The sequence below is a fragment of the Methylobacterium sp. WL103 genome (assembly GCF_008039885.1).
Taxonomy (GTDB): domain Bacteria; phylum Pseudomonadota; class Alphaproteobacteria; order Rhizobiales; family Beijerinckiaceae; genus Methylobacterium; species Methylobacterium cerastii.
This window is the reverse complement of sequence record NZ_VRUX01000011.1, coordinates 1-21,621: the sequence shown is the minus strand read 5'-3', so window position 1 is coordinate 21,621 and position 21,621 is coordinate 1. Positions and strand designations below refer to the sequence as shown.

Genomic DNA, 21,621 nt, shown 5'->3' with positions numbered 1-21,621 from the left:
GCTCCGATCGAAGTAGACCATACGGTACGACAGGACTCCGCATTCCAGCCCCCTTTCCGTTCGCAATTTGAGCTGGACCGTCGCGAAGGTGTGTTCGGCAAGGAAAGTCTGGCGCGTCGAGCTTCGAAAATGCCGCTCAGACGAGCTTGAGTATGTCGTCAAAGACGTCATCCCACCCAGCTTGGTCCAATTCGATGAGGTTGAGGCTGCGTAGGTAGAAGGCGCCCTCTGCAGCGAGAAAGGCCGTCCTCGCGCGGCTCTCGGACGCCGAGCCAGGGTCGAACATACCAATCCATTCCGCGTACCAAGTGCGGGCGCGGTGCAGGTACCCGGGCGATTGCAGCAGCGTCACGAGCATCCCGGCCATCTTGGTCTGGGTAGCTTCATCGATCCGCTTGGATGCCACGACGTAACCGCGCGCGCGCGCGACGTTGTCAGCATCCGGCGGGGTGCTCCGTGCGACCTCGGCGTCAAATCTTGCCAACCAGCGCTCCACCATAGCGGCGATCAGATCGTCCTTGGTGCCGAAGCAGTACTGTACCCCCCCCTTGGTGATGCCCGAGGCTTTCGCCACGGCGTCGAAGGTCAAGGCCGTGGCCCCGTCCCGGCTGACGATCTGCTCCGCGACATCCAATACCCGGTCGCGGTCGATGGTCCTTGCGCGACCCATTCAGCCATTCCCTTTTTCATTCCATACGTATGGATTTAAACGCGGCGGTGTGCGATGCCAACCAGGAAGTCGCGGAACCGCAAGACCAGTCCGAGCGCGATCCGACGCCATCCACGACCCGTTCCTACCTGAGGTATGCCACAATATGAGACGGCCTGATCATCGGCGTCCGGTCATCGTCCGGCTCGTCTTGCCTTTCCTCATGGCGATGACCCTAACCGGCTGCAAGCCGGAGGCGAGCAATCCGGCCGCACCTGCCGCCGAGATGTCGCCCATGGATGTCTCGACCGTCGTGGCGGCGGCGGCCACGGTGCCGCGCACCCTCGACCTGCCGGGGCGCTTAGCATCGACGCGGGTGGCCGAGGTGAGGGCCCAGGTCTCCGGGATTATCCAGGAGCGCGCCTTCGAGGAAGGCAGCCTTGTCAGGAAGGGGGATGTCCTCTTCCGCATCGACCCGGCCGTCTACAAGGCCGAGGTCGATGCCAGGACGGCAGGCGTGGCGCGCGCGGAGGCGACGCGGACCCAGGCGTTGCGCCAGTCGGAGCGCACCGAGACCCTTCTGGAGAAGCAGGCCGCCAGCACCGCCCAACACGACATCGCCATCGCAACCTTGCGCCAAGCCGAGGCGGACGTCGCGAGCGCGAAGGCCCAGCTTGCGCGCGCCAGGATCGACCTGGACTACGCCACCGTGCGTGCCCCCATCGGCGGCCGCATCGGGCGGGCCCTGGTAACCGAGGGGGCACTGGTGGGCCAGGCGGAAGCGACCAAGCTCGCGCTCATCCAACAGGTCGATCCCATCTACGCCGACTTCAACGCGGCCGCCTCGGACCCGAGCCTGCTCGTTGAACAGGCAGCCGGGAAGGAAGCGGCGGAGGTGCGGCTCGTTCTTCCCAACGGGTCCCTGCACCCCGATGCCGGCCGGCTCCTGTTCACCGACGTCAGCGTCGACCCGGGCACCGGTCAGGTCAGTCTGCGTGCCACCTTCCCGAACGCCCGTGTCGCCCTGTTGCCGGGCACCTATGTCCGCATCCAGGTTCGGCAGGGAACGATTCCCGGCGCGGTCGTCGTCCCCGCCCAGGCCATCCAGCGCAGCAGCGCCGGGGGGGCGCAGGCCTATGTCGTCGTGGACGGAAAGACCGCGCTGCGGCCGCTCCGCACCGGCGCCCTGACGGGTGCGGGATGGATCGTGGAGGAGGGGCTGAAGGCCGACGAGGTCGTCGTCGTCGAGGGCTTCCAGAAGATCCAGCCCGGGATGCCGGTGAACCCGGTCCCCTGGAAGGGTGCCTGGTCAACCGAGGCATCCCGCAAGTCCTGATCCCCGTCCCAACAGCCGCGGTGCCGTCCCGGTATTCCGCTCGCGCAGGCGCATTCCCATGACCCGCTTCTTCATCGAACGCCCGATCTTCGCCTGGGCGATCTCCATCTTCATCATGCTGGTGGGCGCGATCTCCATCGCCTTCCTGCCCGTCTCGCAGTACCCGGACGTGGCCCCCGTTACGATCCAGGTGACCGCCGTCTACCCGGGTGCCCCGCCCGAGCGTCTCTACGACGGCGTGACCCGCATCATTGAGGAGGAGCTCAACGGCATCCCGGGGCTGATGTATTTTGAGTCTACCAGCGACACCTCGGGCCAGGCGCAGATCATGGCTTCCTTCGCGCCGGGCTCCGATCCCTCGAAGTCCACGGTCGCGGTCCAGAACCGGATCAAGCGGATCGAGGCGCGCCTGCCGCGGGCCGTGACGCAGCAGGGCGTCATCGTCGAGGAGGCCAGCACTAGCTTCCTCCAGTTCGTCGTCGTGAGCTCGCGCGACGGTTCCCTGAGCGAGAGTGATCTCGGCGACCTCGCCGCCCGGCGCATCCTGGGCGAATTGCGTCGCGTGCCGGGCGTCGGCCGCGCCATCCTGTTCTCGTCCGAGAAGGCGCTGCGCATCTGGATCGACCCGATGAAGCTCGTCGGCTTCAACATGACGCCCGGCGATGTGACGACGGCGGTGGGCGCACAGAACGCCCAGGTGGCCTCCGGTCTCGTCGGCGCCCAGCCTGCCAAACAAGGTCAGCGCATCGCCGCCAGCGTGCTGGTGAAGGGGCAGCTGACGACGGTCGCCGAGTTCGAGGAGATCGTCCTGCGCGCCAACCCGGATGGCTCGCTGGTGCGCCTGCGCGACGTGGCCGAGGTCGAGCTCGCGGGCCAGTCCTACACGATGCAGACCCGCCTCGACGGTCGCCCGGCCGCCGGCATCGGCATCCAGCTCGCACCCGGCGGCAACGCGCTCGCCGCCGCGACCGGGGTAAAAGACAAGATCGCCCAGCTCCAGCGCACGCTGCCCGCGAATGTCAGCGTCACGGTACCCTACGACACCACGCCCTTCGTCGAAGTGTCGATCAGGAAGGTGCTGATGACCCTTGCTGAAGCGATGGCGCTCGTCTTCGCGGTGATGTTCCTGTTCCTGCAGAACGTGCGCTACACCGTCATCCCGACCATCGTGGTTCCGGTGGCACTCTTGGGCACCTGCGGCGCGCTGCTGGCGGCCGGCTTCTCCATCAACGTCCTGACGATGTTCGGCATGGTCCTGGCCATCGGCATCCTGGTCGACGACGCCATCGTGGTTCTCGAGAATGTCGAGCGCATCATGAGCGAGGAAGGCCTCTCCCCGAGGGAGGCCACCCGCAAGGCCATGGGGCAGATCACCGGCGCGATCATCGGCATCACCTCCGTGCTGATTGCCGTGTTCGTGCCGCTCGCCTTCTTTCCCGGCTCGGTCGGGGTGATCTATCGGCAGTTCGCGGTCAGCATGGCAACCTCCATTGCCTTCTCGGCTTTCCTGGCCCTGTCGCTCACGCCCGCCCTCTGCGCGACCCTGTTGAAGCCCGTCGAGGCCGGCCATGGCCATGCTAATAAGGGTGGGTTCTTCGGCTGGTTCAATCGCCGCTTCCACTCCGGCACGCTGGCCTACCGGGCGGGCGTCGCCGGGATGCTGCGGCGGCCGGTGCGCTCGCTCCTCGTCTACGCCGCACTCGTCGCGGCGCTCGGCTGGGGATACGTGCGCATGCCGTCGAGCTTCCTACCCATCGAGGACCAAGGCTACGTCATCGTCGACGCGCAGACCCCGCCGGAATCGGCCACCGGCCGCACACTCGACGTGGCTGAGCGCATCGAGGAACACTTCGAAGCCGAACCGGCCGTAGCGGCGCGCGTCACGCTGCTGGGTTTTGGCTTTTCGGGCCAGGGCCAGAACGCGGCCATCACCTTTGTCACGTTGAAGGACTGGAAGGAGCGTGGACCGAAGGACGGGGCCGGGGCGATCAGCGCCCGCGCCAACGCGGTGCTCGGCGGCCTGCCCGACGCCATCGCCATGGCGCTGTCACCGCCGGCTATCGAGGCACTCGGCAATTCGAGCGGCTTCGCCTTCCGCCTGCAGGACAAGGCGCAGCAGGGCTATGCCGCGCTAGCGGCTGCACGCGACCAGCTGCTGAAGGCGGCGAGCCAGAGCCCGGTCCTTGCGGGCGTCTACGTCGAGGGCCTACCCACGGCGCCGCAGATCGAGCTCTCCCTCGACCGGCAGAAGGCGAGCGCGCTTGGCGTCACCTTCGCCGACATCAACGACGCGCTCTCGACGAGCCTCGGCTCGGCCTACGTCAACGACTTCCCGAATCAGGCCCGCATGCAGCGGGTGATAGTGCAGGCGGAAGCCGGGCGCCGGATGAAGGCCGAGGATCTGCTCGACCTGCATGTCCGCAATGCGAAGGGCCAGATGGTGCCGCTGCAATCCTTTGCCAGCATCGCGTGGACCATGGGTCCCGCACAGGTGGTCGGGTTCAACGGCTATCCGAGTATCAAGATCTCGGGCAGCGCCGCCCCCGGCTTCGCCAGCGGCGACGCCATGGCCGAGATGGAGCGCCTTGCCGGGCAACTGCCCGCGGGCTTCGACTATGCCTGGACCGGGCAATCCCTGCAGGAGAAGCTCTCTGGCTCTCAGGCCGTGTACCTGCTCGCCCTGGCGTTATTCTGTGTCTTCCTCTGCCTCGCCGCGCTCTACGAGAGCTGGTCGATCCCGCTCGCCGTCTTGCTTGTGGTGCCGACCGGCGTGGTCGGTGCGGTCTTCGCAATGCTGCTTCGTGACATGCCGAACGACGTCTACTTCAAGGTCGGCTTGATCACGGTGATCGGCCTGACGGCGAAGAACGCGATTCTGATCATCGAGGTGGCCAAGGAACTCGTGGCACAGGGGCGGCCCGTGCGCGAGGCGGCCCTCGAAGCCTGTGAGCTGCGTTTCCGGCCCATCGTCATGACGTCGTTCGCTTTCATCCTCGGCGTGGTACCGCTGGCCGTCGCCACGGGCGCGAGCATGAACAGCCAGCGGGCCATCGGCACCGGCGTGCTTGGCGGCATGATCACGGCGACGGTGCTGGCCGTGTTCGTCACCCCGCTGTTCTACGTGCTGATTGCCTCTGCCTTCCGCGGCAGGCCAAGAGCCACGTCTCCGCGTGCGGCCGATGAAACGATGAGCTTGCCCTCGAACATCGATATGACGCGCGGTGTTCGATAATGAGTGACGGATTGCCGGAGGTTTGCCTCCGGCAATCATCGAACCCTACTTTCGCGCTCCCCAAGCAGCTCGGCTACAAACCAGAACGCACAGCACAACGACCGACCGCTTTCCGACTAGTCCCGACGAAGGAGTAGAGACCGGGTTGGGTCGGGACCCGCCCGTCCGTTCGACGACCGGGTCGGGTGGTTTAGAGAAGGGCCGCTTTTGGGAATTTGAACTGCGGAAGCAGACGCTCGACATTCGACCGATGTCGGCGATACAGCAACCCATGCGTGTTCATGCACGATCAGCATTCCGATGGGCGCTGGAGTGCGCCGAATTTCGACATCCTGATACGGACGGATGAGCATCGGCGTGTGGCTAAAATATCTCTTTCTACAAATCTGCGTCGAGATTCTATGTGTTTCGACTGATTTAGAATAAATATCGATTATCTGAAATCGTGTTGTATTTTAACAATTTAGATAAACTTCGAAAATTATAAGGGTCCGATTATATCTTAAATTTAGACTAGTTCTAAATCACTGTAGTTGCAGATGGAAATGCTCTTGCCTTAGCCAAATGTTTAAGCTGCTGACGCGGCAAATCGGAACGGGGCGGCGGTCGTGGTTAGATTTGAAGCTGATATCAACGCATTCCGATGCATTCGTCGGTCCCTGCTGGTCGGCGTCGCGTCGGCTGCTCTGATCGCCGGCATCGGTGCTGCCCAGGCCCAGGCGTCGAAGCCACCAGGTACCTCGAATACGCCCAGCGCTGGCAGCGGCAATACCAACGTCACCCTGGACGAACTTACTGTCGAGAGCCAAAACCCGACGTTCGGGACCGCCGGCTTCGTGGCAACGCGTTCAACGGCCGGCATGAAGGGCAACGACTCGATCCTCGAGACGCCGGCTACGGTCAGCGTCATTACTCGCGAGGAACTCGACGTCCGCGGCGTGCAGGACATCAACACCGCGGTGGCCTACACACCGAACGTCCAGGCGGTAGATTATCCCGGCGGCCAGGGCGGCCCGACCTTCACACTACGCGGCTTCAACGCCAACAACTTCGACAGCGTCTACCAGGACGGCCTGCGCTACGGCTTCAACTCGTTCGACCAGAATATCGAGCCTTACGCCTACGAGCGCATCGACGTGATCAAGGGCCCGATCTCGGTGCTCTACGGCGCCGGCCAGCCCGGCGGCATCATCAACCTTGTCTCAAAGCGGCCGAGCTTCACCCCGTTCAACGAGGTCTTCCTCCAGGGCGGCAACCGTAATCGCATCCAGGCCGGCTTCGACCTCACTGGCCCGGTCGAGGGCGCACCGCAATTCGCCTACCGCATCACCGGCCTCGTGCGAAATTCCGACAGCCAGGTGAAGTACACGCCCGACGACCGCACCTTCATCGCGCCGTCGGTGACGTGGCGGCCCGACTCCGACACCTCGCTCACCGTGCTCGCCAAGTATGCCGAGTATCGCGGTGGCGGCTCCGAGCAGAGCCTGCCGATCGTCGGCTCGATCATCCCGAGCACCAAGGGATTTTATCAGCGCGACATCTTCGTCGGGCAGCCAAATTTCAACACCGGCCTCCTCGAGAACAAGGAGATCGGCTACATCCTCGACCACACCTTCGCGCCGGGCTGGCTGCTGCACTCGGCCTTCCGAGCCTACGAGACCACATCGAAGTATGATGCGGTCGGCGCGTCGCCTGCCGCTACCCCAACGAGCTTCCTCGCCGTCTCGGTGTTTCCCTATCTCCGCGACCAGTCGAGCCAGGGACTGCTTGCCGACAACCACGTCGAGGGCCAGTTCGCGACGCTGGACGTGCAGCACAACGTCGTCTTCGGCGTCGACTTCCAGAACTATTATCGCCGCGACTCGCGGACCTACCCGAACGGCTATCCGCTGGCTGCGGCCAACCGATCGATCAACCTCTACGATCCGGTCTACAACCTCGCCATCGCCTTCCCGCAACGGACGAATTTTTCCGCACGCGCCGCGCAGCAGCAGACCGGTCTCTACTTTCAGGACCAGATGAAGTGGAACGGCTTTATCCTGACGGGCAGCGTGCGTAACGACTGGGTCGACCAGCGGATCACTAGCACCTTCAACTTCCCCAACCTGCCGGTGGCCACGCTTAACCGGACGACGGTAGATCAGCAGAGCTTCTCCGCGCTGAGCTACCGCGCTGCACTCGGCTACGAGTTGCCCTACGGCATCGTGCCCTACGCCTCGTATTCGACCTCGTTCAACCCGCAGATCGCGGGGCAGCGGGCGGACGGCTCGGCGCTGAGCCCGCGCGACGCGACCCAGGTGGAAGGCGGCGTGAAGTGGCAACCTCCAGGCAGCAACGCGCTATACACCGCCTCGTATTTCGAGATCACCCAGACCAACATCCCGCTGGCCGACGTCGCAAATCCCGGCTTCTTCGTCGAGACCGGCGAAGCGCAGTCGAAGGGCTTCGAACTGGAGGGCAAAGCGAACCTGTTCGAGGGCTTCAACCTCATCTTCGGCTTCGCCCATCTCGAGACGCGAGTGACGAAGAACGCCGCTAACCCTGCGCTGGTCGGCAACCGGCTGCCCAACGCGCCGAACAACACGGTCTCGCTATTTGCGGATTACGCGTTCCCGTTGGGCTCGCCATTCGGCGGCTTCCGGGCCGGCGCTGGCGTGCGCTACGTCGGCCAGCGGACGGATGCCAACAACGTCGACAACATCCCGTCCTACGCGTTGGTCGACGCCTCGATCAGCTACGACCTCGCCCGACTCGACCCGGCCTGGAAGGGCGCCGTGCTCTCGGTGAACGCCACCAACCTGTTCGATCAGCGCTACTTCAATGCGGGCTTCTACACGGGCTACGTCTTCGAAGGCTTCCGCCGGAGCGTTTTCGGCACTCTGACGTATCGCTGGTAGGCGAGATCACTGTAGCCCTTCCACCAGGGATCGCGCCGATGACGACCGAAACCCTGACAGCGCGCGGACGCGTTCATGCTTCCCGCTTTGCTGTCTCGCGGACCTTTCGCGTCGGCCTGTGGTTGCATCGCTGGTGCGGGCTCGTCGCAACGCCGTTCTTTCTTGTTCTATGCCTCACCGGCACCATCCTCATCTTCCACGAGGAGATCGACGAGTGGACCGGTGTCGACCTGCCGGTCGAGGCATCGGAAAGGCCGGTCAGACCCCTCGCCGATCTCGTCGCGGCCGCCCACTCCGCCGAACCCGGCAAGCGCGTGATCGCGATCAATCTCGATGGCGACCACCCTGAGCGCGTGACCGTGAACCTCGGCTCGCCCGGTGCTCGCACGTTCGCGGGCGCAATCCCGGTCACCCTGGATGCACGGTACGGCACGCGCCTGTCGCGGCCGGACCCACGCTCCACCGTGACCGGATTCATGCTCACCCTGCATGCGAACTGGTTTCTCGGCCTTCCGGGACAGCTCGCCGGCGGGATCGTCGCCTTATTGGTGGTCGTCTGCCTCCTGTCGGGCGTCGTGATCTACGGCCCCTACGTCAGAGGTCTGGCCTTCGGCGCGATCCGACGAATGCGCGGGGAGCCTCTGCGTCAGCGCGATTTGCACACGCTGATTGGCGTCGCCACCCTCGGCTGGACGCTTCTCGTCTCGGTAACGGGTATCGCCCTGGCTCTCGGCGGCCTTGCCCTCATGACGTGGCAGACGACGGAATTGCGCAGGCTCGCGACCACCTACGAGTCAGCCGTGCCGGGCAGCACGTCGACGTCGGCCTCTATAGATACCGTCAGGGCATCGGCCGAGGCGGCACGCGCGGGGTGGCGGGCCACGCTGCTGATATATCCGGGCACAGCATTCTCGACAGATACGCATTTCACCGTGCTTCTCGCCGGCCCTACGGGGTTGCAGAAGCGCCTGTTCGAGATCGCGCTGGTCGATGCCCGTGATGCGCACGTATCCGAAGTTGCCACGCTGCCCTGGTACCTCACAGCCGTTCGGATCTCACAGCCCCTGCACTTCGGTGATTACGGGTCCTGGCCACTCAAACTCCTATGGTGCCTTCTCGCTTGGTCCACCCTGTTCATCACCGGAAACGGGGCATGGCTCTGGTGGACCCGAAAGCGGCCAAGACGCGTCCGCGCGACGCCCAAGAGTGTCGTATGATGCCGCCCTTCAAGATGTGGCAGCGGCACCCGATCCTGTTCGCGACAGGTTTGTGGGTGCTGACCACGTTCGGGCTGGTCCTGATGCTCGGGGACGAGGGCATCTGGAAAGGCGTCGGCTTCCTCTGCACGACGGCGCCTTTCGTGCAGGCAGTTGTCGGTTACATTAACGGCCGTAAGACATACCGATAACTCCTGGCCAAACATTTTGCACGGCGATTTTCAAACATGACGTAAATCATCTACTAGGTCGAATTTTAGTGGAAAATCTTACGTTTGCTGTATAAATAGATTAATATTCTTTCCGGTAGTCCGCTCTGGGGCAACGGGCCGAGCTACGTCGCCAGCGACCTGGCTGACTGGCTCGGCATTCGGGGCATGACCCACATCCGCGGCGCGCCATGCCATCCTCAAACGCAGGGTAAGATCGAGCGTTGGCATCAGACGCTCAAAAACCGCATCCTGCTCGAACACGCCTACTTGCCCGGCGAGCTGGAGGCGCAGGTTGCCGACTTCGTCGAACACTACAACCATGCCCGAGCCCATGAGAGCCTGAGCAACCTCACGCCCGCTGACGTCTACTTCGGACGCGGCGAAGGGATCCTGGCCGAGCGGGAACGCATCAAGCGCCAGACCCTGATGGATCGCCGCTTGCGCCACCACGCGCAGGCCGCCTAACCTCCTACCCCAGATGGACCAGAGCCTCTGTCCCTGAACACCGCTGAATGTCCCAAATCATCTGACGACGGACAGGCAGGTCTCCTGGCTCGCGGGTCACCGCCCTCTCATCGTCTTCCCAGGCCCGAGGCCCCAGTGACGTGTTGATGATGGGCTCGCCGCTTACAGTTGCGGGGGCAGCCACGGCCTCGGGCGAGAGCCCTCACCGCGTTCCCTTTTGATCCCCAGTGGGAACCGTCGCTGTCACCATCGGCTGCTCTGACAAGCCTCGTCAACGCCATGAACAAGATCGGCGGCCTTGTGTGGCCTCGCTGTAACCGATGGGATCCGTGGCCTTGCTGTCATCGAATGGCCACTTCCGGGAATTGAGCCAACTGCCGCCACTTACCCTTCGAAGCTTTTCTGACAGTCGATTTTCGGTCTAAGGTTCTCTATCTTACCAACGATAGATAAGACTGCCAATAACGGTCGCTGGCTGGTTGAAGTTGCAGAAGCCGAACGAGCAGGTCGTGTAGCTCCGGTTGAAGATGTTGTAGCCGTTGATCTGCGCGCGGAAGCCCTTGTACTTCGGATCGAGCGCAGCGAAGTCGTAGGCAACGAGGGCGTCGTAGAGCGTCACGGCGGTATTGCGTACGGTGTTCTGATCATCCGCGTAACTGGATCCGATGTAGCGAATGCCGCCTCCGATCTGCAGCCCGCGCAGGGCTGAAGATAGCGGGAAGGCATAAGTCAGGAACGACGCGTAGGTATCGCTGGGGATGCCGGAGACGCGGTTCCCGTTGAGGGAGTCGCCGGTAAACGTGGTTGATTTCACGAACCGGATGTCGACGTGCGTGTAGGCGATGGTCAGGTTCGTACCGGGCGCGAGATTAGCGGTCGCCTCGGCCTCGAAGCCCTTCGAGCGCACGGCGCCCCCAGCGGTCTGGAACGCGATGTTGCTCGCGTCGGGGATCAGGATGCTCGACTGGTTGATGTCGAACCCGGCGAACGCCGTCTGGATGTTGGTGCCGGGGATCAGGTACTTTACGCCCGCCTCGATCTGGTCGCCGGTGGCCGGCTTAAACGCCTGGCCGTTTCGATCGAGACCAACCTGCGGCGTGAAAGTGGTGGCGTAGCTGGCATACGGCACCAAGCCCGGCGCCAGAACGTAACCGAGGCCGACCCGGCCGGTAAAGGCGCTGTTGTCCTGGCGCGAGACCGCGCTGTCGGGCGTGGCGTAGTTGTCCTGGAAGACCCAGTCGTGGCGCCCGTTCACGGTCAGGATGAAGTCGCCGAACTTGGCTTGGTCCTGCAGGTAGACGCCGACCTGATCCTGGGTCTGGCGTGAGGCGGACCCGAGGGGCGGCGTCGCGATGAACTGCTGGCCGTAGTTGCGCGTGACGAGGTTGAGATCCGGGGCCAGGCCGAAGCCGAGGCGCTCGCTCAGGCTGTACCGGGCATAGTCAACGCCCCCGACCACGGTGTGGGCGACCGGGCCGGTGGCGAAACGCGCCTCCAACTGGTTGTCCAGCGTCTGCTGCACCAAGCCTTCGCGGATGTAGCCGGTGTCGCGCGTGCCGATCGTTCGTGCGTCGTTGATGTTGTTGATGTCGACGTACTTCCCGCTCAGGAACAGTCCGTAGTGGCGAAAATTCTGGCGGAAGACGAGGTCGGGCGTGAAGAAGTGCTCGAAGGCGTAACCGACACGGTACTGAGTCTGGTCGAGGCCGATGAAGCGCGGGTCACCCTGGTAGAACTTGGATACCCGAAAACCAGGGTCATTGTAGAAGAACGTCGCCGCAGGCGTGTTGGTGACTTGGAACTCACTAAGGAACGTGAACGTGGTGTCGGCCGACGGCTTCCAGGTGAAGGCGGGCGCGATATTGAGCTGGTCGTCGTTCGTACCGAGGCCGATGAAGGTCCCTGCTTCGCGGCGCACGCCGGTGAGGCGGTAGGCCATCGTGCCGCCCGAACCCTCGATTGGACCGCCGACGTCGAAGTTGCCCTGGACGCGGCCGAAGCTGCCGGCCTGGAACTGCACCTCGCCGAACGGCACGAAGACGGGCCGCTTGCTCGTGATATCGAGGATGCCGCCGGGCGAGCCGAGGCCATAGAGGCCGGAGGCAGGGCCCCGCAGGATGGTGAGCGCCTCCGCGCCGTAAGGCTCGCTCTTCGGGTAGGCGAAGCCGCTGCCGATCACGCGCAGGCCGTCGCGGTAGATGCCCTGGTTGGTGAGCACGTCGAAGCCGCGGATGAAAACCTGGTCGAACCGTGGATCGAAGCCTGATCGAGAAGATATGGCGCCCGGGACGTAGTTGACCGCGTCGGTGAAGCTCTGAACGTTGCGGTCGTTGAGCTGCTCTCGGGTTACCACCGAGACCGACTGCGGGGCCTCGATCAGCGGGGTGTTGGTCTTGGTGGCGGCTGTGGAGACACGGGCCGTGTAGCCGGTGATCCCAGAAGGGCCGCCACCGCCGCCACTGGTGGCGGCCGTGCCAGCGTCACCAGCGCTGACGTTGAGGCCGCCGGAGCCTGCCGGGCCCGGGGCGGAAGCGCTCGGCCCCACTGCATCGACCGAGATCTCGTTGAGTTGAACCGTGCCATCTTGTGCCACCACGGGACCGACAAGGACGGTGGTGGTGAGAAGGACGGGAAGGAGCGAGAAGCGGTGGGACATGGATCACGCTGGCGCGCGCTCGGACTAGCGCAATACCAGTGTCATCGGCGGTCACGGATCTTAGAGCAAGCCGGAAATGTGTTATAGATCACACACTTACAACGGTTCAAATCTGAAGAAATTCTAAGCTATGGTTTATTGAGCGCTCCATTTGCCATAGCAAAACGCATTTGTGCTCGGGCGATCAGCATTGCCTGGTCGTCGGACCGGGCCTGTCTGCCGAAACGGCCGGCAGCGGCCACGAGAGGGCATGGCTGCCGTTTCGTTGCTCCCGCTGGTGCCGGCAACGAAAAAGGCCAGCCTCGCGGCTGGCCCTGATCGTTAGGTGAAGAAGCCCGACCTTACTCGGCCGCGGTCATCTCGGCTGTGAAATGGCCGCACCAGTCGTTGGCGCCAACCACCGGCCACAGGCCTTTGGACTCCGGCGCTGGCTGGCTGACCGGCGGGTTGAACCGGCACAGGCCGGCATCCGCAGCCGCCGGGGCGTTGTTGCCCTTGTGCTCATCGAAGAACTTGCAGCTGTCGCAGTGGGCGTTCGCCATGGTCGTCATCCTCACGGAGCCGGCAGCCAACGGCCGCCCTCAGTTGCGAATTAGAACAGATATAATCTGGGGGTCAACTGGCCGAGCTGGGCATGGTTCCCGGAAGCCTGTTGCAGACTGTGTGCGGCTTTTAAATAGGTTGAAAGCAACCTGAACGATGCGTCTGAATTCCGACCGTTTTCACGGCGATCGATTAAACCGCGGTTCCGCCTACGAAAAATGGCTGCAGCTCTGTCGGTAAACCGTGTCGGCTATTTAAACGTCGGGCAAACGTGCGCCTCTGACGGTTTAGCGGCGATGCTTGCGTGTCCGGTTTGGCACATCGCGCTACCGAAACCAGTTGTACGACTTTCGGCCAACTCCAGCCATACGGAGCTGGCCCGCTCAATGTCCGCTTCCGGGCATCGCCTTAGGGACCCGGAATGACTGGGTTGGGTCGGGATCTGCCGGTCCGCTCTACGACCGAGTTGGGTGGCAAGCAGTCTGTCCGCTTTGGACTCAAAGAATGGCAAAGCGGACTTTCGTTTCAGAGCCACGCGGCTGGATGATTGAGTTGCACTCCGAAAAATATACGATACAATTATGTAATTACTTAAATATATATGAGTAATTTTTATACTTGGATTATATTTTTGCACTATTTTTTCTGAATTGCGTCCAATAATTGACCTTCGATAAGAAATGCTGATCCATAGTGAAAGTCTGGATCGAAGGACCGCCGCGAATTCATAGAGAGTGACGCGCTCTGTATTGCCACGAGACGTCCAGCCTCGTCGAACAGGCCTGATCCCGAACCGCCATAGCCGTCGTTGCAATCGTGGCGAGCGCGACGAATCCCGTCCTCGCTCGGCGGATCGATCTGGCGAATGCGGCAGGACTCCAGGCTCGAGGGTCCCCGGTAGTTCTCGTGGCCGCCCGGCGAGACCATCGTGACGGGTAGATCGACGACGCCCTCCCTTAGGTTGGGGGCTGTGGGCACCGTCTGCGGCGTGGCGCCGACTACCGGCTCGGCGAGGCGCAGGATCGCCCAGTCGTCCGTGATGTGCAGCGCGATGGCACCAGGAGCTGTCCCGAGGTGCAAGCTCTCGACTACGAAATCGTAGTTGCGTCCGCCGATGTGGAAGTAGCAGTCCGCGATCGCGCGGGTGACTTCCATTCGCCGATTCCGGAAATTGTGCGCGTTGAGCACCACCACGGAGGGGTCGCCGATCAGCCACGCGGCGGCGGCCTTCTGAGGCACGCCATCGGGGCGGTGGCAATAGAGGACGCCCGCCCCGGGGAAGCGCGCCACGTCGGCGCCGGTCATGTCGCGCCGGCCGTCCTGCGGATAGAGCGCGGCGAGCCGTGACCCGGCGCCTGCTGATTCCGCCCGGATCTCCGGGGCCAAGTCGGCTCCTGCCAGCCACAGCCCCCCTAGGAGCGCGGCGACGCGCCTGAACCGCCACCGCCGGCCATCCACCTCCATCGGCCTAACCTCCCGCTCCGCCCGGTTCGAGCCAGGGGATTTGCCTTTCCTGCGACGCCGCTGGGCATTCGGTCAAGCGCTGAGAAGTCGCGGAACCATCATCCCAGAGTATTGCCGAATCATCCCGACAAAAAATGTTTGATTGCGCAAAGACATTCATTCTTCGAAATGCTTATAGATGGAGGGCGAAGGAACAGTAATAAGTTCTTCATAAGACGACTAAATCTTATCGTCTTCTTATGATATGCCGGAGTCCGGCATAACTGTTCCGGAACCTTGCAACAAATAGCCACGCATGACCGCAAGGTCGAAAGACGAGGCGGCTAGGCCAGGAGACGCACGAATGAGCAAACTACTCGGTTCGGTTTCAATGCTGGCGATCGTCGCCCTCGGGCCGGTCGCCTTCGCGAGCATGGCAGCAGCCAATGACAAGCTCGTCGACCTCGCAAACAAAGACGAAAACTGGGTAATGCCCGGCAAGAACTACGACTCGGACAATTACAGCAAGCTCAAGCAGGTCAACCGCGACAACGTCAAGCAGCTGAAGCCGGCCTGGAGCTTCTCCACCGGCTTGCTCAACGGCCACGAGGGCGCGCCGGTCGTCGTCGACGGCAAAATGTACGTCCATACCTCTTTCCCGAACAACACCTTCGCGCTGGGCCTCGACGATCCAGGCCACATCCTGTGGCAGGACAAGCCGAAGCAGAACCCGGCCGCCCGCGCGGTCGCCTGCTGCGATCTCGTGAATCGTGGCCTCGCCTACTGGCCCGGCGACGGCAAGACCCCCGCGCTGATCCTCAAGACCCTGCTCGACGGCAATGTCGCCGCGCTCAACGCCGAGACCGGCGAGACTGTGTGGAAGGTCGAGAACTCCGACATCAAGGTCGGCTCGACGCTGACGATCGCGCCCTACGTCGTAAAGGATAAGGTGATCATCGGGTCATCCGGCGCCGAACTCGGCGTGCGCGGCTACCTCACCGCCTACGATGTGAAGACCGGCGCCCAGGTCTGGCGCGCCTACGCTACCGGTCCCGACCAGGATCTGCTGCTGGCCAACGACTTCAACATCAAGAATGCCCATTATGGCCAGAAGGGCCTCGGCACCGCGACCTGGGAGGGCGACGCCTGGAAGATCGGCGGCGGCACTAACTGGGGTTGGTACGCCTACGACCCGGGGACCAACCTGATCTACTTCGGCACCGGCAACCCGGCGCCGTGGAACGAGACCATGCGCCCCGGCGACAACAAGTGGACGATGACCATTTTCGGCCGCGACGCCGATACGGGTGAGGCCAAATTCGGCTATCAGAAGACCCCGCACGACGAGTGGGACTATGCCGGCGTCAACGTGATGATGCTGTCCAACCAAAAGGACAAGGACGGTAAGGACCGTAAGCTCCTGACCCATCCCGACCGCAACGGCATCGTCTACACGCTCGATCGGACCGACGGCTCGCTGGTCTCGGCCAACAAGATCGACGATACCGTCAATGTGTTCAAGTCGGTGGATCTCAAGACCGGCCAGCCGGTGCGCGATCCGGAATACGGCACTCGGATGGATCATCTCGCCAAGGACGTCTGCCCCTCGGCGATGGGCTACCACAATCAGGGCCACGACTCCTACGATCCGGAGCGCAAGGCCTTCTTCATGGGCATCAACCACATCTGCATGGATTGGGAGCCCTTCATGCTGCCCTATCGCGCGGGTCAGTTCTTTGTCGGTGCTACGCTGAACATGTACCCCGGCCCGAAGGGCGATCGGCAGAACTACGAGGGTCTTGGCCAGATTAAGAGCTACAACGCCATTACCGGCGCGTTCCAGTGGGAGAAGATGGAGCGCTTCGCGGTTTGGGGTGGTACGATGGCCACGGCCGGAGATCTTGTGTTTTACGGAACGCTCGACGGCTACATCAAGGCGCGCAACTCCGATAACGGCGACCTCCTCTGGAAGTTCAAGCTGCCGTCGGGTGCGATCGGCTACCCGATCACGTATTCGCACAAGGGTGATCAGTACGTCGCCATCTATTACGGCGTCGGCGGCTGGCCGGGCGTGGGTCTGGTGTTCGACCTGCAGGATCCGACTGCCGGCCTCGGCGCGGTGGGCGCCTTCAAGAAACTCGCCAACTACACCCAGATGGGCGGCGGCGTGATGGTGTTCTCGCTGAACGGCAAGGGCCCCTACGACGATCCGAACGTCGGCGAGTACCAGCAGGCCGCCAAGCAATAAGACCGACCGACATCCCCGCCGGCCACCCGCCGGCGGGGACCTTCGAACGAAGTTCGACGACGCGGATGACGGGCACGCCATGCACCGTCCGCACGATCCCAAGAAACGCAGCCGACCACGGGGACGAACGCCCATGCCGCGCAACAGCGGACGACTTTTCGCGATCCATTCCGCCGCCTTCCTGGCGTTGGCCACCCTCTCGCCGGTACCGGTCTCGGCCCAGGAATCCGAGGCGCAGGCGATCCAGTCGGAGCCTGGCAAGGCACCGGCCGCCTTGCCGGCCGACCCCTCGATCCTGCGGGTCTGCGCCTCCGAGAGCCAGCCGCCGCTCTCGATGAAGGACGGCTCGGGTCTCGAGAACAGGATCGCCGCCGCCGTCGCCGAGGGCATGGGGCGCAAAGCCCAGTTCGTGTGGTTTGCGAAGCCCGCGATCTATCTGGTCCGCGACGGGCTGGACAAGAAGCTCTGCGACGTCGTCGTCGGCCTCGATACCGGCGATCCGCGGGTGCTCGGCACCAAGCCTTATTACCGCTCGGGCTACGTCTTCGTGACGCGCTCCGACAAGGACCTCAACGTGAAGTCCTGGGCCGATCCGCGCCTGAAATCCGTCGATCACATGGTGGTCGCGTTCGGCACGCCCGGCGAGGCTATGCTCAAGGATATCGGCCGCTACGAGGAAGACATGGCCTACCTCTACTCGCTGGTGAACTTCCGCGCGCCGCGCAACCAGTACACCCAAATCGATCCGGGCCGGATGGTCAGCGAGGTCGTGAGCGGCAAGGCCGACGTGGCGGTCGCCTTCGCCCCCGAGGTTGCACGCTACGTGAAGGCCTCGTCCACGCCGCTCCGCATGACGCCGGTGCCCGACGACACCGTGCGCAGCGACGGGCAGAGGATGCCGCAGAGCTTCGACCAGTCGATGGGCGTGCGCCGTGACGATGCGGCCCTGCAGCAGGCCCTCGATGCCGGGATCGCCAAGGCCCGTCCGCAGATCGAGGCGATCCTCAAGCAGGACGGCGTGCCGGTCTCCCCGGTCTCGAACTGAAGTCCCGTCAACCGAAGGTTCCGGGTTCGGCCTCGCCCGAACGGGACATGCGTGAAGTGGTCAGAGTACACCGATGAAGACAAGAAACGGCATTTTGGCTGCGGTCCTCGGTCTCGCGACGGTGACGGTGGGTCTCTCCGTGCTGGCACAACCGGCGGCCGGGCCGCAGAGCGGCTTCGTGTTCCGCAACACCGTCACGGGGGAGCAGCTCGACACCTCGCAGGGCAAGGAGGGCGGCCGCGACACGCAGGCCGTGAAGACGTTCTTCGAGACCGGCAAGAACATCTACATCGACGACAAGTCGTGCCTGCGCAACGGCGAGAGCCTCTTTTCGACCTCGTGCTCCGGCTGCCATGGGCATCTGGCCGAGGGCAAGCTCGGCCCGGGCCTCAACGACAATTACTGGACCTATCCGTCGAACACCGAGGATACCGGGCTGTTCGCTACGATCTTCGGCGGCGCCAACGGCATGATGGGGCCGCACAACGAGAACCTGACCCCCGACGACATGCTGCAGGTGATCACTTGGGTCCGGCACCTCTACACCGGTCCGGTCAAGGATGCGGTCTGGCTCAACGACGAGCAGAAGAAGAATTACACGCCCTACAAGCAGGGCGAAGTCATTCCCAAGGACGCCAAGGGCCAGTGCAAGCCGCTGGAAGACTGAGGCGCCATTCGGGATCGATTGTCGTGCCTCGAAGCGCGGCGAGACGCGGCGGCCCCGCCGACGTTCGACAAGACGGAGGAAACCATCATGCGGATGTTCATCGTTGCGGCGGTCCTCGCCGTGGGTACGGCCGGCATGGCCCTGCCGGCGCAGGCCTATGACGGGACCAAGTGCAAGGCCGCCGGCAATTGCTGGGAGCCCAAGCCCGGCTTCCCCGACAAGATCGCAGGCTCGAAATACGACCCGAAGCACGATCCGAAGGAACTGAGCAAGCAGGCCGATTCCATCAAGCAGATGGAGGAGCGCAACAAGCGCCGGGTCGAGAACGCCAAGAAAACCGGCAAGTTCGAATACGACGTGACCAAGATCTCGGCGAACTGATCGCTTTGGACGACATAGGGCCGTCCGGATTTCCGGGCGGCCGATCACGAAAAGCGCGACACGGTTCAGGCCCCTGGATGAATACGCTCCGCACCGGCGATGCGATGCTCACCGACTGGCGGGATTCCGCCGCCCGCTTCGAAGCCGAGGTCGGCCGGGCGGTGATCGGGCAGGCGCGCGCCGTCCGGCTGATCACCATCGCGATCTTCGCCCGCGGTCACGTGCTGCTGGAGGGTGATGTCGGCGTCGGCAAGACGACCCTGTTGCGGGCCGCCGCGCGCGCCCTCGGGGGCGCCTACGAGCGCGTCGAGGGCACCGTCGACATGATGCCCTCCGACCTCATCTACCACACCTATCTCGCCGATGACGGCCGCCCGCGGGTCGAGCCCGGCCCGGTGTTGCGCCGCTCCGACGACCTGTCGATCTTCTTCTTTAACGAGATCAATCGTGCCCGGCCGCAGGTCCACGCGCTGTTGCTGCGCCTGATGGCCGAAGGCAGTGTCCGGGCCTTCGAGCGCGACTACCGATTCCCGCATCTCCAGGTCTTCGCTGACCGCAATCGCGTCGAGCGGGAGGAGACCTTCGAGCTGCCCGCCGCCGCCCGCGACCGCTTCTTCATGGAGATCGGGCTCGAAGCGCCGCGCGAGGCGAGCGTGCGGCGCGACCTCGTGTTCGAGCCGCGCTTCCACGACACCGACGCGCTGGTCTCGGGCCTTGCCGAGGGCGTGCTCGACCATGCCGCAATCGGCGGCGTGGCCCGCGCGATCCAGCACGGCATCCAAGCCTCGCCGGAGATCGAGGCCTACGTCGTCGCCCTTTGGGAGGCGCTGGTGCGGCCGGCCGAGGCCGGCATCCGGCTGCCGGGCCTCGACATGGACGCCCTCGTCCAGGGCGGCGCCTCGCCCCGCGGCGTTGCGTTCCTCGTGCGCGCCGCCCGCGTCCGCGCTTGGCTCGAAGGCCGGGACTGGCTGGTGCCCGAGGACATCCGCGACGTGTTCCAGCCGGTGATGGCCCACCGTGTCTTCCTCGAACCGGTCTACGAGATGCGGCGGGAGATTATCGTCCCGGCGCTGTGCCGGGCGGTGTTCGAGACGGTGGCGGCGCCGTGAGCGATTTCCCCGCCGACGTCGTCTACCGTCCCCGCGGACGGGCGCGCGGCCTGCGGCCCGGCGCCCATCGCGGCCGGGACACCGGAGGCCTCGGTACCTTCCGCGATCAGGTGCCGTTCCTGCGCCTGCCGGATGCGCGCCGCATCGACCTGCGCGCTTCGCTCCGCGATCCGTTCGAGAACACCTGGGTCCGCCAATTCGAGACCCGCACCGCCGTCGAGGTCTGGGTGCTCGTCGATCTCTCCGCCTCGATGCGTTTCCGCGGCTCCGGCACCCGCATGAATCTCGCACTCGATCTCTGCCGCGGGCTCGCGGCCTCGGCCACCCGCATCAGCGACGGATTCGGCCTGATCGCGGCTGACGAGACGGTGCGCGACGACTTGATCCTCTCAGCCACCCGCCGGCCGGGGCAGGCCCTCGACGCCGTTGCGAAACTCGCCGAGGCCGAGCCGCGCGGCCGGAGCGCCGAGGGCCTACTGGAGGGCGCCCGTCGACTCGCCGGCCGCCCGAAGCTCGTCTTCGTGGTTTCCGATTTTCGCTGGCCGGAGGCCGCGATCGCGGCTCTTTTCGAGGCGCTGGCCTTCCACGACGTGGTGCCGGTATTGCTTGCCGATTCCGCCGAAGACGCGGCGCTGCCCGCCTGGGGCCTGCTCGAACTCGACGATCTCGAAGGCGCCGGGCGCCGGGTGGTGTTCATGCGTCCCGCACTCCGTCGGCGTTGGCGCGAGCGCGAGCAGACGCGCCTCGCCGCGCTCGCCCGCATCAGCGGCGCTTACGGCCGCCCACCCTTTCGCCTCGAAGATCGCTTCGACGCCGAGGCGCTGAGCCGCCACTTGCTGGCGACGTGAGCATGCGCCTTCGCCTCGACTTTCGGCTCTGCCTCGCGCTGGCCGTGCTCCTTCCCGCCGCCGCCGCTGCGCAGGTGCGCGCGATCGAGGTGCGCAGCCCCCGCGCCTTCGGCTACTTCCTCGGCGACCTCGTGCAGGCGCAGGTCGATCTCGTGGTCGATGCCGGATTCTCGGTGCAGCCGGCTTCGCTTCCCCAGCCTGGCCCGCTGGCCTACTGGCTCGACCTCCGCCGCGTCGCCCTGAACGAGACCGCGCTCGCGGACGGGGGCAAGCGCGTCCGCCTCAATCTGACCTACCAGAACTTCTACGCCGCCCTTGATGCGCGCCCGCTGGAGATCCCGGGATTCGCCGTCACGCTGGCGAACGAGACCGCGCAAGGCCTCACCACCGCGCAGGCCGTGGTGCCGGGATGGTCCTTCACAATCTCGCCCCTGCGCGAGGTGCAGCCCACCCGCCAGGACGATCCCGCCGACTACATGCGCCCGGACGGCGCGAGCGGAGCCATCGACGCCCGGCCGATGCTGCTGGCCTCCGGCGGCTTCGCGGCGGCGACCTTGGCGACGCTAGCCATCCTCGCCCGCGACCGGGCGTGGCCGCCATTCCGGCCGCGCCGCGTGCGCAGCTTCGCGGTGGCGCGGCGGAAGCTGCGCCGCCTGAAGGCGGGCGTCGGCAC

General features: G+C 64.4%; 16 protein-coding genes, 2 pseudogenes and 1 riboswitch. Of the genes and pseudogenes, 13 read left to right on the top strand and 5 right to left on the bottom strand.

Annotated features, from left to right (window positions below):
* Positions 1-136 precede the first annotated feature (136 nt).
* Positions 137-670: a TetR/AcrR family transcriptional regulator gene (locus tag FV222_RS01785; RefSeq protein ID WP_056093220.1), complete on the bottom strand. Its 534-nt coding sequence runs from the start codon at positions 668-670 to the stop codon at positions 137-139.
* A gap of 202 nt (positions 671-872) precedes the next feature.
* Here FV222_RS01785 and FV222_RS01780 point away from each other — a divergent pair, with 202 nt between their 5' ends.
* A complete protein-coding gene (locus FV222_RS01780) occupies positions 873-1,985 on the top strand; it encodes an efflux RND transporter periplasmic adaptor subunit (protein ID WP_246685280.1) in 1,113 nt (370 codons plus the stop codon).
* Here FV222_RS01780 and FV222_RS30540 read toward each other — a convergent pair.
* The gene (locus FV222_RS30540) at positions 1,959-2,123 is read right to left on the bottom strand and encodes a hypothetical protein (RefSeq protein ID WP_187275152.1); all 165 of its coding nucleotides are present in this window, start codon (positions 2,121-2,123) and stop codon (positions 1,959-1,961) included. The genes FV222_RS01780 and FV222_RS30540 overlap by 27 nt on opposite strands.
* Between FV222_RS30540 and FV222_RS01775 the strand changes: the two genes are divergently transcribed.
* The 5 genes and pseudogenes from FV222_RS01775 to FV222_RS01755 form a co-directional block, all read left to right on the top strand.
* On the top strand, positions 2,044-5,217 hold the full coding sequence (locus tag FV222_RS01775) for an efflux RND transporter permease subunit (RefSeq protein WP_147812796.1): 3,174 nt from the start codon (positions 2,044-2,046) through the stop codon (positions 5,215-5,217). The genes FV222_RS30540 and FV222_RS01775 overlap by 80 nt on opposite strands.
* Positions 5,218-6,053: 836 nt before the next feature.
* A complete protein-coding gene (locus FV222_RS01770; protein ID WP_246685279.1) occupies positions 6,054-8,114 on the top strand; it encodes a TonB-dependent siderophore receptor in 2,061 nt (686 codons plus the stop codon).
* Between the two features lie 38 nt (positions 8,115-8,152).
* A complete protein-coding gene (locus FV222_RS01765) occupies positions 8,153-9,331 on the top strand; it encodes a PepSY-associated TM helix domain-containing protein (RefSeq protein WP_147812795.1) in 1,179 nt (392 codons plus the stop codon).
* Complete coding sequence (locus FV222_RS01760; protein WP_187277170.1) at positions 9,328-9,522, top strand: hypothetical protein; 195 nt, start codon at positions 9,328-9,330, stop codon at positions 9,520-9,522. Before FV222_RS01765 ends, FV222_RS01760 begins: the two co-directional genes overlap by 4 nt.
* 132 nt (positions 9,523-9,654) lie before the next feature.
* Positions 9,655-10,008: pseudogene (locus FV222_RS01755) on the top strand (integrase core domain-containing protein); the annotation flags it as partial.
* 55 nt (positions 10,009-10,063) lie between these two features.
* Positions 10,064-10,262: riboswitch (cobalamin riboswitch) on the bottom strand.
* A 182-nt stretch (positions 10,263-10,444) separates the two neighbouring features.
* Here the strand turns inward: FV222_RS01755 and FV222_RS01750 are convergent.
* The 3 genes from FV222_RS01750 to FV222_RS01740 all read right to left on the bottom strand — a co-directional run bounded on the left by FV222_RS01750 (position 10,445) and on the right by FV222_RS01740 (position 14,593).
* Complete coding sequence (locus tag FV222_RS01750; RefSeq protein ID WP_147812793.1) at positions 10,445-12,664, bottom strand: TonB-dependent siderophore receptor; 2,220 nt, start codon at positions 12,662-12,664, stop codon at positions 10,445-10,447.
* A 341-nt stretch (positions 12,665-13,005) separates the two neighbouring features.
* Positions 13,006-13,215, bottom strand: coding sequence for a hypothetical protein (locus FV222_RS01745; RefSeq protein WP_147812792.1), 210 nt, complete (start codon positions 13,213-13,215; stop codon positions 13,006-13,008).
* 628 nt (positions 13,216-13,843) lie between these two features.
* A complete protein-coding gene (locus tag FV222_RS01740; RefSeq protein ID WP_246685278.1) occupies positions 13,844-14,593 on the bottom strand; it encodes a serine protease in 750 nt (249 codons plus the stop codon).
* 421 nt (positions 14,594-15,014) lie between these two features.
* Between FV222_RS01740 and FV222_RS01735 the strand changes: the two genes are divergently transcribed.
* From FV222_RS01735 to FV222_RS01705, 7 genes and pseudogenes are all read left to right on the top strand, one after another.
* Positions 15,015-16,898, top strand: coding sequence for a methanol/ethanol family PQQ-dependent dehydrogenase (locus FV222_RS01735; RefSeq protein ID WP_147763058.1), 1,884 nt, complete (start codon positions 15,015-15,017; stop codon positions 16,896-16,898).
* Positions 16,899-17,031: 133 nt separating this feature from the next.
* Positions 17,032-17,943 (top strand): methanol oxidation system protein MoxJ, encoded by a 912-nt coding sequence (gene moxJ, locus FV222_RS01730; protein ID WP_147812790.1) that lies wholly within the window; start codon positions 17,032-17,034, stop codon positions 17,941-17,943.
* A gap of 73 nt (positions 17,944-18,016) precedes the next feature.
* Positions 18,017-18,610: a cytochrome c(L), periplasmic gene (gene moxG, locus FV222_RS01725; RefSeq protein ID WP_147812789.1), complete on the top strand. Its 594-nt coding sequence runs from the start codon at positions 18,017-18,019 to the stop codon at positions 18,608-18,610.
* A gap of 87 nt (positions 18,611-18,697) precedes the next feature.
* Positions 18,698-18,991 (top strand): methanol dehydrogenase [cytochrome c] subunit, encoded by a 294-nt coding sequence (locus FV222_RS01720; RefSeq protein ID WP_147763055.1) that lies wholly within the window; start codon positions 18,698-18,700, stop codon positions 18,989-18,991.
* A 77-nt stretch (positions 18,992-19,068) separates the two neighbouring features.
* Positions 19,069-20,100 carry a MoxR family ATPase gene (locus FV222_RS01715; protein WP_147763054.1) on the top strand — a complete coding sequence of 344 codons (1,032 nt, stop codon included), beginning with the start codon at positions 19,069-19,071 and terminating at the stop codon, positions 20,098-20,100.
* On the top strand, positions 20,097-20,948 hold the full coding sequence (locus FV222_RS01710; protein ID WP_147763053.1) for a DUF58 domain-containing protein: 852 nt from the start codon (positions 20,097-20,099) through the stop codon (positions 20,946-20,948). The genes FV222_RS01715 and FV222_RS01710 overlap by 4 nt, the downstream gene beginning before the upstream one ends.
* Positions 20,949-20,950: 2 nt before the next feature.
* Positions 20,951-21,621: pseudogene (locus tag FV222_RS01705) on the top strand (nonribosomal peptide synthetase MxaA); the annotation flags it as partial.

Bases quoted from the DNA above. Each gene is read 5' to 3' on its own strand.
- FV222_RS30540 (WP_187275152.1), bottom strand. From the start codon at position 2,123: ATGGAGATCGCGCCCACCAGCATGATGAAGATGGAGATCGCCCAGGCG.
- FV222_RS01780 (WP_246685280.1), top strand. From the start codon at position 873: ATGGCGATGACCCTAACCGGCTGCAAGCCGGAGGCGAGCAATCCGGCC.
- FV222_RS01785 (WP_056093220.1), bottom strand. From the start codon at position 670: ATGGGTCGCGCAAGGACCATCGACCGCGACCGGGTATTGGATGTCGCG.
- FV222_RS01775 (WP_147812796.1), top strand. From the start codon at position 2,044: ATGACCCGCTTCTTCATCGAACGCCCGATCTTCGCCTGGGCGATCTCC.
- FV222_RS01720 (WP_147763055.1), top strand. From the start codon at position 18,698: ATGCGGATGTTCATCGTTGCGGCGGTCCTCGCCGTGGGTACGGCCGGC.
- moxG (WP_147812789.1), top strand. From the start codon at position 18,017: ATGAAGACAAGAAACGGCATTTTGGCTGCGGTCCTCGGTCTCGCGACG.
- FV222_RS01735 (WP_147763058.1), top strand. From the start codon at position 15,015: ATGAGCAAACTACTCGGTTCGGTTTCAATGCTGGCGATCGTCGCCCTC.
- moxJ (WP_147812790.1), top strand. From the start codon at position 17,032: ATGCCGCGCAACAGCGGACGACTTTTCGCGATCCATTCCGCCGCCTTC.
- FV222_RS01765 (WP_147812795.1), top strand. From the start codon at position 8,153: ATGACGACCGAAACCCTGACAGCGCGCGGACGCGTTCATGCTTCCCGC.
- FV222_RS01750 (WP_147812793.1), bottom strand. From the start codon at position 12,664: ATGTCCCACCGCTTCTCGCTCCTTCCCGTCCTTCTCACCACCACCGTC.
- FV222_RS01715 (WP_147763054.1), top strand. From the start codon at position 19,069: ATGAATACGCTCCGCACCGGCGATGCGATGCTCACCGACTGGCGGGAT.
- FV222_RS01745 (WP_147812792.1), bottom strand. From the start codon at position 13,215: ATGACGACCATGGCGAACGCCCACTGCGACAGCTGCAAGTTCTTCGAT.
- FV222_RS01760 (WP_187277170.1), top strand. From the start codon at position 9,328: ATGATGCCGCCCTTCAAGATGTGGCAGCGGCACCCGATCCTGTTCGCG.